The organism is Hymenobacter sp. GOD-10R (assembly GCF_035609205.1).
In the GTDB taxonomy this organism is placed as follows: Bacteria; Bacteroidota; Bacteroidia; order Cytophagales; family Hymenobacteraceae; genus Hymenobacter.
Genome location: NZ_CP141184.1, coordinates 6,413,766 through 6,430,289, shown reverse-complemented (window position 1 = coordinate 6,430,289; position 16,524 = coordinate 6,413,766). Strand labels below are relative to the sequence as shown.

General features: G+C 54.6%; 7 protein-coding genes. 6 read left to right on the top strand and 1 reads right to left on the bottom strand.

All coding sequences use genetic code 11. The annotated features are described in order from the left end of the window. The first annotated feature begins 99 nt into the window (after positions 1–99). From SD425_RS25460 to SD425_RS25445, 4 genes are all read left to right on the top strand, one after another. Positions 100–2,928, top strand: coding sequence for a glycosyl hydrolase family 95 catalytic domain-containing protein (locus SD425_RS25460; RefSeq protein WP_324673636.1), 2,829 nt, complete (start codon positions 100–102; stop codon positions 2,926–2,928). 231 nt (positions 2,929–3,159) lie between these two features. Further along, the gene (locus SD425_RS25455) at positions 3,160–6,747 is read left to right on the top strand and encodes a malectin domain-containing carbohydrate-binding protein (RefSeq protein ID WP_324673634.1); all 3,588 of its coding nucleotides are present in this window, start codon (positions 3,160–3,162) and stop codon (positions 6,745–6,747) included. 336 nt (positions 6,748–7,083) lie between these two features. Further along, complete coding sequence (locus SD425_RS25450; protein ID WP_324673632.1) at positions 7,084–8,679, top strand: sodium:solute symporter; 1,596 nt, start codon at positions 7,084–7,086, stop codon at positions 8,677–8,679. A gap of 85 nt (positions 8,680–8,764) precedes the next feature. Further along, on the top strand, positions 8,765–9,652 hold the full coding sequence (locus SD425_RS25445) for a dihydrodipicolinate synthase family protein (protein WP_324673630.1): 888 nt from the start codon (positions 8,765–8,767) through the stop codon (positions 9,650–9,652). Positions 9,653–9,776: 124 nt separating this feature from the next. Here the strand turns inward: SD425_RS25445 and SD425_RS25440 are convergent, their stop codons facing one another. Then, positions 9,777–10,673, bottom strand: coding sequence for an AraC family transcriptional regulator (locus tag SD425_RS25440; RefSeq protein ID WP_324673626.1), 897 nt, complete (start codon positions 10,671–10,673; stop codon positions 9,777–9,779). Between the two features lie 1,224 nt (positions 10,674–11,897). Here SD425_RS25440 and SD425_RS25435 point away from each other — a divergent pair. Together SD425_RS25435 and SD425_RS25430 are read left to right on the top strand one after the other, a co-directional pair. Further along, positions 11,898–13,463: a fucose isomerase gene (locus tag SD425_RS25435; RefSeq protein ID WP_324673624.1), complete on the top strand. Its 1,566-nt coding sequence runs from the start codon at positions 11,898–11,900 to the stop codon at positions 13,461–13,463. A 66-nt stretch (positions 13,464–13,529) separates the two neighbouring features. Further along, positions 13,530–16,511 carry a TonB-dependent receptor gene (locus SD425_RS25430; protein WP_324673623.1) on the top strand — a complete coding sequence of 994 codons (2,982 nt, stop codon included), beginning with the start codon at positions 13,530–13,532 and terminating at the stop codon, positions 16,509–16,511. Positions 16,512–16,524 lie beyond the last annotated feature (13 nt).

Sequence of the window (16,524 nt, the reverse complement as noted above, 5' to 3'; positions counted from 1 at the left end):
TACCATCAGCAACGATTGAGACACAAGTATGTGTCTCTACACCGGGCAACGAAGCGGTAGAGATGCTTCGGCAAGCTCAGCATGACAACTATAGATAGTATGATAAACCTGCGCTTCGTCCTCAGCATCACCGGACTATTAAGCTTAACCCTAAGCACCAGTGAGGCGCAGCAACAGCAGCAACTAAAGCTTCAGTACAACCAGCCCGCTGAGAAGTGGACCGATGCCTTGCCCATCGGCAATGGCAAGCTAGGCGGGATGGTGTTTGGCGGCGTGACGGAAGACCATATTCAGTTCAACGAAGCAACGCTTTGGACGGGTCGACCGCGCACGTACTACCGCGAAGGCGCCGCCCAATATCTAGGTCCCATTCGCCAACTGTTGGCGGAGGGCAAACAAGCTGAGGCTGAAGCACTAGCCGAGCAGCACTTCATGGGGGTAAAGGACCACGAAGGCGAGTACGACGCGCAAAAAGCGGCATGGCTACAAAAAGTGGGCGCCATGAATGTAACCGCAGCCCTAGCGCCCGGCCATACCTGGCAGAACGTAGCTGTTCCGGCGTTAAACGGTTGGGAGAGTGTTGGTTTAGAAGGTCTTGATGGCGCCGTGTGGTTCAAAACCTCTTTCGACGTGCCGCAAGCGTGGGCCGGTAAGAACTTGACGGTAGCCCTAGGTCGCATTCGCGACGTGGACTATACCTACGTGAACGGCACGCAAATCGGTACCGATGAAGGTATCAGCAAAAAGCGGCGCTATATCATTCCGGCCGCGGCGCTGCACGCGGGTAAGAACCAGCTGGTAATCAAGGTGCTGAACTTTTACGACAAGGGAGGCTTGATCGGGGTAAAGGAAAAGCAGCCGGTGTTCGTGGTGTATCCTGAAGGCGGCAGCCCCGAAACCAACGTGCCGCTTGACCCCAACTGGCAGTACTGGATTCAGGATGATAATCCGCCGCTGTTTCCTTCTTACGAAGCTAGCTACCAGCCTTTTGGCGACGTGTATTTGCAATTCCCGCAGGCCGGTACGCCGACCAACTACCACCGGGAGCTAGACTTGAACGAGGCCATTACGCGGGTTTCGTATACCAACAACGGCGTCAACTACACCCGCGAGTACTTCGCCAGTGCGCCACGGCAAGCGCTTGTCTGGCACTTGGCGGCTGATAGAAAGGGCGCTATCAACCTAGCTGCTGCGCTGAAAAGTCTGCATAAGCAGATGACTACTCGCCAAGTGGATGACCACACCCTAGCTCTGTCGGTGCAGGTGAAAGATGGCGTCCTGCGTGGCGTGAGCTACCTGCGGGTAGAAGCCAAGCGCGGGAAAGTGACGGTGACCAATGACCAGATCAAGGTCGAAAACGCCGACGAAGCCACGTTTACGCTGACGGCGGCTACCAGTTTCAAGAACTACAAAGACGTATCGGCCGAGCCGGAGAAGCTAGCTGCTCAAGCCCTAGCTCTCAGCAAAGGCAAGAAGTACGAAGCGCTGAAAGCCGAACACGTACGGGAGTACCAAGGCTACTTCAAAAACTTCGCCGTCGACCTAGGGCACAGCCCTAACGAGAACTTGCCCACCGATGAGCGCATTCGGCAATTCAATCCGACTGCTGACCCGGCGCTGCTGGCGTTGTACATGCAGTATGGGCGCTACCTGCTGATTTCCTGTTCGCGGCCGGGAGCACAGGCAGCGAACCTGCAAGGTGTTTGGAACGAGTCGCTTACGCCTTCGTGGGGCAGTAAGTACACCACCAATATCAACTTACAGATGAACTACTGGCCAGCGGAGGTGCTAAACCTCTCGGCCTGCACCGAGCCGTTATTTCGGTTGATCGATGAAGCAGCCGAAGCGGGTAAAGGCACTGCGAAAGCCCACTACAACGCGCCCGGCTGGGTGCTCCACCACAACACCGACCTATGGCGGGGCACGGCGCCCATCAACGCCTCCAACCACGGTATCTGGGTGACTGGCGCGGCCTGGCTGACCCAGCACATCTGGGAGCATTACCAGTTCACCCAAGACAAGGAGTTTCTGCGCCAGCAATACACGGTGATGAAGGAGGCCGCTAGCTTCTTCGTGAATTTCCTGGTGAAGGACCCCAAAACCGGCTGGCTCATCAGCACGCCCTCCAACTCACCGGAGCACGGTGGTCTAGTGGCCGGCCCCGCCATGGACCACCAGATTATTCGGGAGCTGTTCAAGAATTGCAGTGCCGCCGCACAAGCTCTCGGTGTTGATGCCGACTTCCGAAAAACGCTGGAAGAAAAATCTCGCCAGCTAGCCCCAAATCAAATCGGCAAACACGGGCAGCTACAAGAGTGGCTGGAAGACAAAGATGACCCCACCGACACCCATCGGCACGTGTCGCACCTGTGGGGCGTGTTTCCCGGCACCGATATTACCTGGGCCACGCCCGATGTGCTAAAGGCCGCCCGGCAGTCGTTGCTCTACCGCGGCGACGAGGGCACCGGCTGGAGCCTAGCGTGGAAAGTAAACCTCTGGGCTAGGTTCAAAGACGGCGACCATACCCTGCTCATTGCGAAGAACTTGCTTTCGCCCGCCGAAACTGGCACCGGCAGCGAGCGGGGCGGCGTGTACCACAATATGTTCGACGCGCACCCGCCTTTCCAGATCGACGGCAACTTTGGCGGCGCGGCCGGCCTGGCCGAAATGCTGGTGCAAAGCCAAGCGGGCTACCTAGAGTTATTACCCGCGCTACCTACCGCGCTACCCAACGGTGAGATTCGCGGCCTCTGCGCTCGCGGCGGTTTCGAAGTAACCATGAAGTGGCAGCTAGGCAAGCTGCAACAAGTTGAAATTCTGTCGAAAGCCGGTGGCAACTGTGCTGTGCGCTACGGCACTAAGGAGGTGAGTCTAGCAACGCAGAAGGGCAAAACGTATCGGTTGAATGGAAATCTAGAAGTGATGTAGCGCGAAGCTCCCGCTTCGCGCCTCGTTGAACGACTCGCGTCTGCTGGTCCGACGCCCTAGGCGTCCGACCGGTTGTCGTTGAACGAGCTGCCAGAACAAATTAGTAGAATGACCATCCTATGCCTAACCTGTGCAGGCATCAGCAACGACGACCGGTCGGACGCCTAGGGCGTCCGACCGGTGGACGACTTCAACGCGGCGCGAAGCGGGAGTTTCGCGCTACATCGTGCTATGAATATTCTGATTATGCGACGACTTACGCTGCTTTTCCTGTTTCTCCTGACCATTGTCGAAGCTAGGTCGCAGGCTAACCTGCGCGTCACCATTCCGCTTGATACCGACTGGCACACCGTCGCTGATGACAAAAATCCGCAAGCATTCAACGGCTTCGAGCAACCTAGCTTTTCGGACAAAGACTGGAAAACTGTGGCTGTGCCGCACAACTGGGACGCTTACGAAGGCTACCGCCGGCTGCGCCACGGCAACCGCCACGGCTACGCGTGGTACCGCAAAACCTTCACGGTGAAGCCTGAGAAAAGCGGGCAACGCTACTTCCTCTTTTTCGAAGGTGTGGGCTCCTATGCCACGGTGTGGGTGAACGGCCAAAAGGTAGGTTTTCACGCGGGCGGCCGCACCACGTTCACACTGGACGTAACGCCCGTTATCAACCTCGATGGTAAACCTAACTTGCTGGCCGTGCGCGCCGACCACCCAGCTGGTATTCAGGATTTGCCGTGGGTATGCGGGGGCTGCTCCGAGGAACGGGGCTTTTCGGAAGGCTCGCAGCCGATGGGCATCTTCCGGCCGGTGCAGCTCGTCGTGACGAGTCCAGTGCGGGTGGAGCCGTTTGGCGTGCACATCTGGAGTGACTCGACGGTGTCGGAAAAGTCGGCGCAGCTGTATCTGACCACGGAGGTGAAGAACTATGAAAGCAAGACGAAGACCATTACGGTGCTGAGCCAATTGCTTGACAAGAAAGGAGCTAGGATAGCGGAGGTAAAAACTAAGCAGCAGCTTCGGCCGGGTACCGTCGCCACGATCAAGCAGCAGTTCCCGAAGCTCAATCAGCCTCATCTATGGTCGCTGGAAGACCCGTACTTGTACCGCCTCGTGACGCGGGTAGTGGAGAAAGGTAAACCGGTGGACGAACTCAGTACCTCCTACGGTATTCGCTGGATCAGCTGGCCGATTGGGAAGGCCGCTGCCAACCAGAAAGCCTTCTTGCTTAATGGTAAGCCCGTGTTTATCAATGGTATCGCCGAGTACGAGCACTTGCTAGGGCAAAGCCATGCCTTCAGCGCCGCCCAGATTCGCACGCGAGTGCAGCAGATGAAAGCACTCGGCTTCAACGCTTTCCGTGATGCCCACCAACCCCACAACTTGCGCTACCAAGCGAACTGGGATACCCTAGGGCTGCTGTGGTGGCCGCAGCTCGCCGCCCACGTCTGGTACGACACGCCCGCGTTTCGCGTCAACTTCAAAGCTCTGCTTGTCGACTGGATCAAGGAGCGGCGCAATAGTCCTTCCGTTGTGCTCTGGGGTCTGGAAAACGAGAGCACCCTGCCCGAAGACTTCGCCAAGGAGTGCACTGCCCTCATTCGGCAGCTAGACCCCACCGCTTCGAGTCAGCGCAAAGTCACGACCTGCAACGGCGGCAAAGGCACCGACTGGGACGTGCCCCAAAACTGGACCGGCACCTACGGCGGCGACCCCGCTACCTACGCCGCCGATGTGCAGCGCCAAGTACTAATTGGCGAATACGGCGCCTGGCGCACCCTCGATTTGCACTCCAAAGGACCGCCGATTCTCAACAACGGCCCCTTCAGCGAAGACCGCATGACGCAGATCATGGAGACGAAAGTGCGCTTGGCGGAATCAGTGAAGGACAAAACGGCCGGGCAATTCTTCTGGATCTTCACCTCCCACGATAACCCCGGCCGGGTGCAGGGCGGCGAAGGGCAGCGGGAGCTAGACCGCATCGGCCCCGTGAACTACAAAGGCCTGCTTACGCCCTGGGAGGAGCCGACCGATGCATTCTATATGTTTCGGGCCAACTACGCGCCCAAGGCCACCGAGCCGATGGTGTACATCGCCTCTCACACCTGGCCCGACCGTTGGCTCACGCCCGGCAAGAAAGACAGCATCACGGTGTACTCCAACTGCGACGAAGTGGAGCTGTTTAATGACGTGAACAGTGCTTCCCTAGGTCGCAAAACACGCGGCGGTATCGGTACGCATTTCCAATGGGATAACGTTGATATTAAGTACAATGTGCTGTATGCCATAGGCTACATGCAGGGCAAAGCCGTGGCCAAAGACTACATCGTGCTGCACCACTTGCCCCAGGCGCCGCACTTCGACCAGTTCCTAGCCGGCGCGAAGCCGATTATGGCCCCGCAACCTAGCTATAACTACCTCTACCGCGTGAACTGCGGCGGCCCTGCGTACACGGATAAGAGCGGCAACACTTGGCTCGCCGACCAGCCGCACACCGACGCAACTGCCTGGGGCTCCGAGTCGTGGACGAACGACTTTCCTGGTCTATCGCCCTTCTTTGCCAGCCAGCGCCGCACCCACGACCCCATTCAGGGCACCACCGATTGGACCTTGTTCCAAGACTTCCGCTATGGCCGCGACAAGCTGCGCTACAGCTTTCCGGTGCCCGATGGCGACTACCTCGTGGAACTCTATTTCACCGAGCCGTGGCTAGGTACCGGCGGTGGCCTCGACTGCACCGGCTGGCGCTTGTTCGACGTAGCCATCAACAACGAAACGGTGCTCCACGACCTAGATATCTGGAAGGAAGCCGGCCACGATCAAGCCCTGAAGAAGACCGTGAAAGCACGCGTAACCGGCGGTCAGCTCGTCATTTCCTTTCCACATGTCGCTTCTGGACAAGCGTTGATTTCCGCCCTAGCTATTGCGTCCACCGATGCGAAAGCTACCGTGATACCTAGATCTCAAGCTGTTATTAAGAACTTGAACGTTACTGATAAAGCCACTGCTAGCCAGTGGTCGGCGCAAACGTGGCTGGATACGGGCGACCAGGCCTACGCTGGCGACCAAACCACCTTCAGTGCGTTGCCTTCCGGCCTCTACGGCGCCGAGTGGTTGCGCACGCCGAAAGAGGCGTCAACTTCCAGCCAGTCGTATGCTAGCTTCGAGGTGACGGCGGAAGCGGATGTGTATGTGGGTTTGGACGTGCAGATAACTGCCAAGCCCGCTTGGTTGAAAGACTACGAAGACACCAAAACGACACTGGCGAATGACATGGCCGGTGGGCATTCTTTCCACGTGTACCGGAAGCGTTTCCCCGCCGGTACAACCGTGGTGCTAGGTCCTAACGGAGTAACAGCCAAGGGTAAACCGCTGATGTACAGCGTAGCTGTCAACCGTGCTTCGACCATTGAGCCGGCGTATGACCTGAAACCCACAACCGGTTACAAACCCGAAACCGCCCGTGTATCAGGCCCCGGCATGGTGAAGGAAACCGTCAATACCAAGGAGAGTATCACCTTCAAAGAGCCCAGTGGCGGTGCCCTAGAATGGACATTTATCGTAGGCGTGGCCGACACGTATTCGCTCACCTTCCGTTACGCCAATCCACTCACCAAAACGCTCACCGGCAAACTCACCGTGGCCTACGCCGACGGCACGCTCATCAAAGAGGAACCCGTAGAGCTAGTGCCCTCCAAAACCGGCAAGTGGAACTACCTAACCAGCTCCACCGGCAGCATGATCAACGCCGGTAGCTACCGCGTGAAGCTAACCGCCACCGACGCCGCCGGCCTAAGCGTATCGGGACTGGACGTGCAATAAGAATCGTGTTGTTCACCGGTTCGACGCCCTAGGCGTCCGACCAATCGTCGTCTGCGGACGCTTGCAAGAGCTAGGTGCACGACTATCGTTCTGATGAGTTGTTCTGCCGACAACCGGCCGGACGCCTAGGCCGTCGGACCGGAAGACGACCGCAACGATAATAGTCGGGCATCTTCAGGGTTGGGTTGGCACGTCCAACCCGTCAAAGCTAATATGCTACAATAGATAGAGAAAATGGTACACGGACGAAGCAGCCTACAATGATAAATTTGTAATCGGTACAAATAGCCTAAGTTATAGAGCGAGATAAGCTATATTTCAAAAAATAGCCTTTGCATGAACAATCTGCGCATCCCTGACTTAGTAATTATTGGTTTGTATTTAGTCGCCATGATTGGCGTGGGAATTTATTTTTCCCGAAAAAATGATGATGCTGACCAATATTCCCGCGCATCCGGTTCTATTCCGGGCTGGGCAATTGGGTTATCTATTTACGCGACATTTCTGAGCAGCAATACCTTTTTAGGTGTTCCGGGAAAAGCCTTTGGTGCCAACTGGAATGCCTTCGTATTCAGTATATCCATGCCCTTTGCCGCGTGGATAGCAGCCAAGTACTTTGTTCCGTTTTACCGTAGCACGGGTGAAATATCGGCTTACACGCACCTAGAGCACCGTTTTGGCCCTTGGGCGCGGACCTACGCAGTCATCTGTTTTCTCCTGACCCAGCTAGCTCGAATCGGCTCTATTTTCTATGGCATTGCCCTCACGCTCCAAGCACTGACGGGCTTTTCGATGGAGATGATCATGCTTATTACCGGCGTCTGTATTATTATTTATACGGTGCTCGGTGGTATTGAAGCTGTTATTTGGACGGAAGTTGTACAAGGAGTAATTAAAACCATCGGGGCATTATTAATTATTGGGTTAATTATTCATGACATGCCGGGCGGAATAGCGAAAGTTGTTCAGATCGGGCAAGCAAATGATAAATTCAGCCTAGGTGGTTTTGCGCCTGATTTTACGCAGTCTACTTTCTGGGTTGTGTTTTTATACGGGTTCTTTATCAACCTGAATAATTTCGGCGTCGATCAGAATTATGTGCAGCGTTATCATACGGCCGCTTCGCCGCAGCAAGCCGCCAAGTCCATTTGGCTGTGCGTGTGGCTGTACTTGCCGGCTTCGCTGCTCTTTTTTGTCATAGGAGCTAGCTTGTTTGCTTACTACCAGGTGCACCCCGAGTTCATTCAGGCCGTGAAGCTGCAAGTGGCGGCTACCAATCTGCCTGCCACCGCCACCACCGCCCAAATTGCTGCTGCCGCCGCGCACCTGTCGCCCGCCGACTACGGCGACAAAGTGATGCCGCACTTCATGGTCACGAAAATACCAGTAGGCTTCGTGGGCCTGATTGTGTCGGCCATTCTGTCGGCGGCCATGAGCACCATTAGCTCGGGCATGAATGCTTCGGCCACCGTATTTACCGTCGACATCTACCAGCGCTACTTCAAACCCCAAATGACGGGTCGTCAAACCCTGCTGCTGTTGCACCTAGCTACGGTTCTGTTTGGTCTGTTGGGCATGGGCACCGGCATTGCCATGATTGGCGTGAAAAGCGTACTCGATATCTGGTGGGAGCTTTCGGGAATATTTGCCGCCGGTATGCTGGGCTTGTTCCTGCTCGGCGTCATCAGCCGCCGCACATCGAGCCACGAGGCCCTTACAGCAACGATTATCGGCATCTTCGTCATTATCTGGATGACGTTTTCCAACAGCTTGCCCGATGAGTATGCCGGCCTGCGCAACACGCTGCACAAAAGCATGATCATCGTGGTGGGTACCCTCACGATTTTCTTAATCGGTCTTCTTCTAACCAAATTCCGCAAAGGCACGGCCGTGTATAGCACTACCGAGCCGGTCAAACAATCCGTCCACTAACCTAGGACCTTCCCCTCAACCTCGTAATTTCTGACTCGCAATAATAATGGAAAAATCACGTAAAGGATTTGTCCCGGTCATGCTCATGCCTTTTCAAAACGATGGGCAAGTAGACTATAAAGCCTTAACTAAACTGACTGAGTTGTACTTAGCGTCGGGAGCGGCGGGATTGTTTGCCAATTGCCTGTCCAGCGAGATGTTTGAGCTGACGCCCGAAGAACGGCTGCAAACCATTAAGCACGTGGTGAAAGTAGTGGATGGCGCCGTGCCCGTCGTGGCTACTGGCACCTTCGGCGGACCCATTGCGCAGCAAGCTGATTTTGTGAAGCAAGTGTACGAGGCGGGTACCGAAGCTGTCATTGCCATCACGGGCTTGCTCGCAGCTGAGGAGCAGTCTGACGAGTACTTCAACGAGCAAGTATTTCAGCTAATCGACCTGACGCCCGGCATTCCGCTCGGCTTCTACGAATGCCCTGAGCCGTATAAGCGCCTCTTATCCTCCGAGCAGTTGAAGCAGTTCGTTGAAACGGGTCGAGTGATTTATCACAAAGATACTTGCCTCGATATCAAACAGGTAGAGCAAAAGCTAGCTGCCGTACAAGGACATAACTTCGGCCTGTATGACGCATACATGGTACACGCTGTTGACTCACTGAAGGCGGGTTCTGCGGGCTTGTCGTGCATTCAGGGAAACTTCTACCCCGAGCTAATTTCCTGGCTGTGCGAGCATTATGACGATGCCTCCCGCGCTGAAGAGGTCAACGAGGTGCAGAAGTTTTTTGTACGCAACATGAATGTGATGCACAATGTGTACCCCATCGTTGCCAAGTACTCCCTGAACCAGCGCGGCATCGATATTTCGACGTTCACGCGTCGGAAAGTGGGCAACTTTTCCAGCGCAGTGAAAAGAAACGTCGAGAACCTCTACAGCGAGTACACCAACTTGCGCAAGTCGCTAGAATACGCCGTGTAAGCTAGGTGCTAGCCGTGCTATGACAGCATCAGCTGGCACTGCCTACGAAGTAAGAATCCAGCGGACGTACAGGAACGATGGTCCAGGCTCTTTATTTCGTGGGCAGTGCCAGCTAGTAGCTGAGCTAGGCTGCTACTAGTTCTTTGTAATTGTGGTGCAAGTACTTACGCTTGTACTCCAAGGGCGTCATCTTGGTGATCTTCTTGAAATGACGGTAGAAGTTCGACACATTGTTGAACCCGCAATCGAAGCAAAGCACTTCGGTAGGCAGCTTGTCTTCAATAAGCAGGCGGCAAGCGTGGCTGATGCGGATTTCGATTAGAAAGTCGTAATACGTTTTCTTGGTAATGAGCTTGAAATAGCGACAGAAGGAAGTCACGCTGAGGTTGCTGATCGAAGCAATTTCTTCAAGCGTGATTTCTTTTTTGTAATTGGTGAGGGTGTAGCTACACACCTTGTTGATGCGCACTGTGTCGGACTCGTTCGACTGGGCAAACGCGTGGTACTTCGTGGCGATGGTATCTACCTCGTCGGTTTCTGCCAGAATTTTAAGAATAGAAAGCAGAATAATAATTCGGTCGAGGTTAGTGGCTTCTACCGCAGCGTACATCAGCGGAATAAGCTTTTCTTTGGCTGCGCCGCTTACCATTAAACCATTCTTGGCGCGCTCAAATAATTTCGGGATAAGATACGCTTCTGGCAAACCCAATAAATAGCGCCCTAGGCAATCAGGCAGAAATTGAATTACAATTGCTTCAACTGCTAAATCTGGATTTTGCTGAAAATATTCTTCTTTGCAGCGCCACGTGTGTGGAAGATTTTCACCGAGTAGAATAATTTCACCCGAAGAAAAGTTGCTGATATTATCACCAACTAATCGCACACCTTCCCCCTGAATTACATAATGTAATTCCAACTCGGGATGATAGTGCCAGGTGGTGCCAAAATTAGCCTGCCGGTCGTGACGAATGCTGAATGAATTCTGGGTATTGACGGGGACTTTGTGAAAGTGGGCTTTCATAGCTAGGAAGAGTGGGAATGAAAAATGAAAGCAAATGGTAACGAGGAAGACGCTTATTGATGGCTGCCGACGAGCGACAGTACGGGGCCGGGTACGTGGGCTACCGGTGAACCGTGCTAAGTGCTACTGGTACTTGTTATTAGTCAAGCAAACGTTTCCGGAAGAATAGTTCTAGCGGAGCTTTTTGCCTGTGCGGTAGGCCATCCGACGGCCTTACTCTAGGATCTTATCTTATGAAGCGAAACGCGGTGTGGCAGCAATAGCGCCTTCTCCGACAGAATTCTCAGACAAGAAATTTACTGTAAGGTTTGCGTAAGATACCCCAAGTAGCAGATTCTATCCAAGCTCACTCTCCTGTAGAGTACTGCTCATCTTAATCTCTCAGAATAGACTTCGCTGACGAAAATAGTAGCAAGTGCGAGAGTAGGAAGCAACTTTATAGCGAATACTTCCTATTTCATCCGCCTAATTCTTACTTGTAACGGTAATTGCCACCCGCAAACGTTTTAGGCTGCACCAAGAATCCCGGCAGTTCTACTATATCGCACTCTAGGCAATGGCGTTCTTACTCTGCAGGGCCTTTTTAGCAAAGGAAACTTAGTCCCTTACAGTATACTTAGCTGTATGTATTTTAAAGATAAATACTTGATATTAAGTAGCGTATGGTTGGTTTTTATGGCGTGTTCAGTCATGGAAAGGTGGCAGTCTGTGCGAGAAGCAAAGCGAGTAGCAGGGAAGGTTAGCAACCGAAAAAGCTAGGTCTGCTCCTTATAGCTGGTAAGTGTCGGCTGGGCCGTGTTTATAGCGAAGAGCACTAGAAAAATGCTCCAGTTTATGCGCTTAAGTAGGGAATGGTAACATCCTATAGTAAGTAGATAATAACTAGTAAGAGCTCTGATTAAGTAACAATCATATTTGCATACCAGGTTATCTAGCTTTTTGCCCCGAGAATTTTGGGTGCTGCAAAACGCTTCTTCTGCTTTCACAGGAATTTGATAATAAATCAGACTTGTGTTTTTGCAAATAAGAGCGCAGATAACGATGCTGTTTCTCTGAGGCTTAAATAAGCTAGGCTTAGAGAATAGAATGTTATTCTCCTAAATCGAATTACTTACTATCCCTGTGCTGACAATGGAGGCCACTGCGAAAAAAGAAGTTTTATTGGTGGCAAGTGGCGACCTGCGACTTGCTGCAAACCAAGATTGCTGGGCCGCGCAAGCTGATATGGAACGCTTGCTCACGCTCGCCTTGGAGAAACAAGGCTGGTCGGTAAAGCGGGCTCACCCTTACGACGCGGCAAAGCAGCATGGCTTCATCGATTCGCAGAAGATGGGCATGGAGGTATTCCGTACCATCGATCCGCAACAGCCACTCATCGTAGCCGAAAGTGTGTGGCAGTACACCCACCACGTGCTAGCTGGCCTCACCACGCACCAAGGCCCCATTTTGACGGTGGCCAACTGGAGCGGTCAGTGGCCCGGCCTCGTCGGCATGCTGAACCTTAATGGTTCCCTAACTAAAGCCGGTGTAACCTACAGCAGCCTCTGGAGCGAGGACTTTACCGATTCTTTCTTTGAGCAAGGCCTAGGCGAGTGGCTAACTACCGGCACCATCACGCAAGATGAAAGTCATGTACTTGACCTAGCTTCGACGGAGCTACCCGCTGAAGAAGAGCAGCTAGGTCGCGACTTCGCCCGCAAGCTCAAGCAAGACAAAGCCATCATGGGCGTGTTTGATGAAGGCTGTATGGGCATGTACAACGCCATCATCCCCGATGAGCTGTTGCACCCTACCGGCCTGTTCAAGGAGCGCCTGAGCCAATCGACGCTCTACGCTACCATGCGTACCGTAACCGACGCGGAAGCTCGCCAGGTACTCGATTGGCTGCTCGCCAAAGGCATGACCTTCAACTGGGGCACCGACGATGCCACGGAGCTAACCGAGGCGCAGACCTTGGAGCAGTGCAAGATGTACATTGCCGCCGTCCGCCTCGCCGATACGTTTGGGTGCGCTACCATCGGTATTCAGTACCAACAAGGCTTAAAAGACTTAACGCCTGCCAGCGACCTAGTAGAAGGGTTGTTGAACAACCAAGATCGACCACCTGTCTTCTCAGAAGCCGGGGAGGAACTGTACGCTGGGCAGGCGCTTCCGCACTTCAATGAAGTAGATGAGTGCGCCGGTCTCGATGCCCTGCTCACCTACCACCTCTGGCAAAAGCTAGGTCTGCCGGGCGAAACTACGCTGCACGACCTGCGTTGGGGGCAGCACTTCACCGGCGATGGTATAGATGATTTTGTATGGGTGTTCCTGATTTCGGGTGCGGCTCCGCCAGCTCACTTTGTGGGTGGCTATCAAGGTGCTAGTAGCGAGCGGCAGCCTCCCATGTACTTCCGCCTAGGCGGTGGCAGCTTGAAAGGCGTGAGCCGACCCGGCGCTATCGTGTGGAGCCGCGTGTATGTGATGGACGGCAAGCTGCACTGCGACCTAGGGGTGGGCGAGGCCGTAGCCTTGCCGGAAGCCGAAACCCAGCGTCGCTGGCAGGAAACCACGCCCCAATGGCCCATCATGAATGCTACGCTAAAAGGGGTGAGTCGCGACCAGATGATGGCCCGCCACAAAGCCAACCATATCCAAGTTGTGTACGCCGCCGACGAAGCCAGCGCCCAGCGTGCCTGCCGCATCAAAGCAGCGGCTATGGCCGAGCTAGGTCTGGAAGTGCACTTCTGCGGTGCCGTGGAGCTAGCCGAAAGCGCCCAACCCGTTGAGCAAGCCGAGTTGGCTCAATAACACTCGGCAGAAGCCTAGCTTACCTCCGAACGCCGCCTCTACAATTCCCATTTGCCTCTCCAAGCTATGAAACGAATTCTCCTGTTGTTGTCGGTCTTGTTGCTGCTCGTGGGGGCAACGCAGGCCCAGACACGCACTCTTACCGGCCAAGTGGTGAGCAGCGACAAAGGAGAAGCGCTTCCTGGCGTAACAATAGTGGTGAAAGGCACAACAAACGGTAACTCAACCGATAGCGAGGGGCGCTTTACCATTCAAGTGCCTGATAAAAGCGAAGTCACCCTTACTATTTCCTACCTAGGCTATAAGAGTCAGGAACTGCCCGTAAGACCTGACCAGACGCGGTTGGAAATTCGGCTCTCGCAAGAGGCTGCGGCGCTCGATGACGTAGTCGTAATTGGCTACGGAACCGTGAAAAAACGCGACCTGACCGGCTCGGTATCTTCCGTGAAAGGTGAAGAAGTAACTAAGCTGCCGGTAACAACCGTGACGGAGGCGCTTCAGGGTAAAATTCCGGGCGCCGATATCACCCGTGCCAACGGTTATGCCGGTCAGGGAGCGTCTATCCGGATTCGGGGCAACCGCTCCATCGCCAACCCGAGCGCTTCCAACAACGTGCTCTACATTGTGGATGGGGTGCAGGGCGTGAATGCCGCCGACATCGACCCCAACGACGTGCAAAGCATTGAGGTATTGAAAGATGCCTCCTCCACCGCCATTTATGGTTCGCGCGGCGCCAATGGCGTTATTATCATCACCACCAAGCGCGGCAGCGCCGGCAAGCCCAAGATTTCCTTCAACGCCTACTCCGGCATCACGAAGGTGGCCGGCTACGGCGAGTTCATGAGCGGCCCCGAGTACGTGGCTTTCCGCCGCGAAGCCTTCCGCGCGGCTGGTACCTGGAACAGCCCCGACGATGACTCCAAAGTATTTAACCCCAACCAGCTAGCTGCCATCGAAAACGGTGAGTATGTGAACTGGCCCAACCAGCTGCTGCACAAGGGTATGCAGCAGAACTACCAGATAGGTCTTTCCGGCGGCTCCGAGAACACCAAAGTGTACTTTTCGCTCGGCTATTATGATGAGAAAGGCTTGCTGAAGCTCGACCGTTTTAAGCGTTACACCACGCGTGCTAACGTCGACCAGATCGTGAATAAGTGGCTGAAGGTGGGTGTGCAAACCCAGCTTGCGTACATCAACAACGACATCCGCCGCGACCCGTTCAACATCGCTTCGCAGATTGCGCCGCTCGGCCGGCCCTACGACGATGAGGGCAACATGATCATCTTTCCGCTGGGCGGCACGCAGGTAAACCCGCTGGCCGATGAGCAGCCCGGTGCCTACCAGCGCAACACCAAAACTAACCGCATCACCGCCGCCGCTTACGTGGAGATAACACCGCTGGATGGGCTGAGCCTGCGCTCAACCTTTGCGGCCAACTATGCCACCTCGGAAGCCGGCAGCTTTTACGGTCGTAATACCATCGACGGACGCGGAGCTAACTCGCAGGCCTCTATCACGAACAACCAAAACCGCAACCTGAGTTGGGAAAACGTACTGACTTACAAGAAGGACGTAGGTCAACATTCGTTCACCTTCACGGGAGTGGGTAGCTATCTGTCGTTTACCAACACAAGTAGCTTTGCCGGCGGCAACAACCAGGTTCTGCCTTCGCAATCATTCTACAACCTAGGTTCGGCCAACCAGAACCCTTTCTATGGTAGCGGCTTCGCGGAAAACAAGCTGATTTCGTTCACGGGGCGCATCAACTACAGCTTCAAAGGCCGCTACCTACTCTCGGTGACTAACCGCGCCGATGGCTCGTCGAAGCTTGCGTCAGGCCATAAGTGGGCTAACTTTCCTTCATTGGGTCTCGGCTGGCGCCTAATCGACGAGCCGTTCATGCAAAGCCTGAAGCTCATCACGGAGCTGAAGCTGCGCGGTTCGTACGGCTTGTCGGGCAACGATGTAATTAACGCCTACGGAACGCAAAACTCGCTGACCAATACGTCTTTCTCTTACGGCGACGCTAACGCTGCTCCCACTTACACCATCTCGCCTACTATCGGCAACCCTAACCTAGGTTGGGAGAAAACTTACACCACCGATTTTGGGGTAGACTTCGGGTTCTTTGACAACCGCATTACGGGCACGGTAGATTACTACGATGCCAAAACGAAGGACCTGATTTTCCCTTATACGCTGCCATTGTTGACGGGCGTAACAACCGTAAACCGCAACATCGGCCGCACCCGCAACAAGGGCATCGAGGTATCGTTGACCTCGCAGAACCTCAACGGCAAAAGCTTCACGTGGTCGACTACAGCCACTTTTGCCCGCAATAAGGAAACCATTGTAGAGCTGCCCAACGGCAACGTGATTGCCGACGACTACCGCAACTCCCTGATTCAGGGGCAGCCGGCCCAGATCTACTACGACTACGTGAAAACTGGCATCTGGCAGCTAGGTGAAGAAGCCGCAGCAGCTCAGTTCAGCGCCATTCCCGGCGACCTGAAGGTGGCTGATATCTCCGGCCCTGATGGCGTGCCCGACGGTAAAATCACCTCCGTCGACCGTAAGGTGATTGGCTCGCGGGTGCCGGCCTGGACCGGCGGCCTCAGCAACGACCTCCGCTACAAAGGCTTCGACTTGAATGTGCTACTGGTAGCCCGCGTGGGCCAGTGGATCAGCTCCGACTACTACGCCAAGTACACCCGTAGCGGCGTGAACAACGGCGCCCGCGTCGATTACTGGACCCCCGAAAACCCCACCAACGAGTATCCGCGCCCCCACGCTACTCGCTCGCTGAGCTACGTGACTACCCTCACCGAGCGCCAAGCTTCGTTTGGCAAAGTGCGCAACGTGACCCTAGGGTATACCATTCCAAAGTCGGTTGTCGGGAAGGCTAAAATCGACAACGTGCGGGTGTATATATCGGGCCGCAACCTCTACACACTCAGCGATATCAAAGACTTCGATCCTGAGGGCGAGGGCGTTATTGATCGGCCGCTGAACCGTGCCTATGTAATCGGGCTGAACGTGGGCTTTTAATTCGACAGTCAGC

Excerpts from the sequence above, each read along its gene's own strand:
- SD425_RS25450 (WP_324673632.1), top strand. The coding sequence starts at position 7,084 with ATGAACAATCTGCGCATCCCTGACTTAGTAATTATTGGTTTGTATTTA.
- SD425_RS25460 (WP_324673636.1), top strand. The coding sequence starts at position 100 with ATGATAAACCTGCGCTTCGTCCTCAGCATCACCGGACTATTAAGCTTA.
- SD425_RS25430 (WP_324673623.1), top strand. The coding sequence starts at position 13,530 with ATGAAACGAATTCTCCTGTTGTTGTCGGTCTTGTTGCTGCTCGTGGGG.
- SD425_RS25455 (WP_324673634.1), top strand. The coding sequence starts at position 3,160 with ATGAATATTCTGATTATGCGACGACTTACGCTGCTTTTCCTGTTTCTC.
- SD425_RS25435 (WP_324673624.1), top strand. The coding sequence starts at position 11,898 with ATGGAACGCTTGCTCACGCTCGCCTTGGAGAAACAAGGCTGGTCGGTA.
- SD425_RS25440 (WP_324673626.1), bottom strand. The coding sequence starts at position 10,673 with ATGAAAGCCCACTTTCACAAAGTCCCCGTCAATACCCAGAATTCATTC.
- SD425_RS25445 (WP_324673630.1), top strand. The coding sequence starts at position 8,765 with ATGCCTTTTCAAAACGATGGGCAAGTAGACTATAAAGCCTTAACTAAA.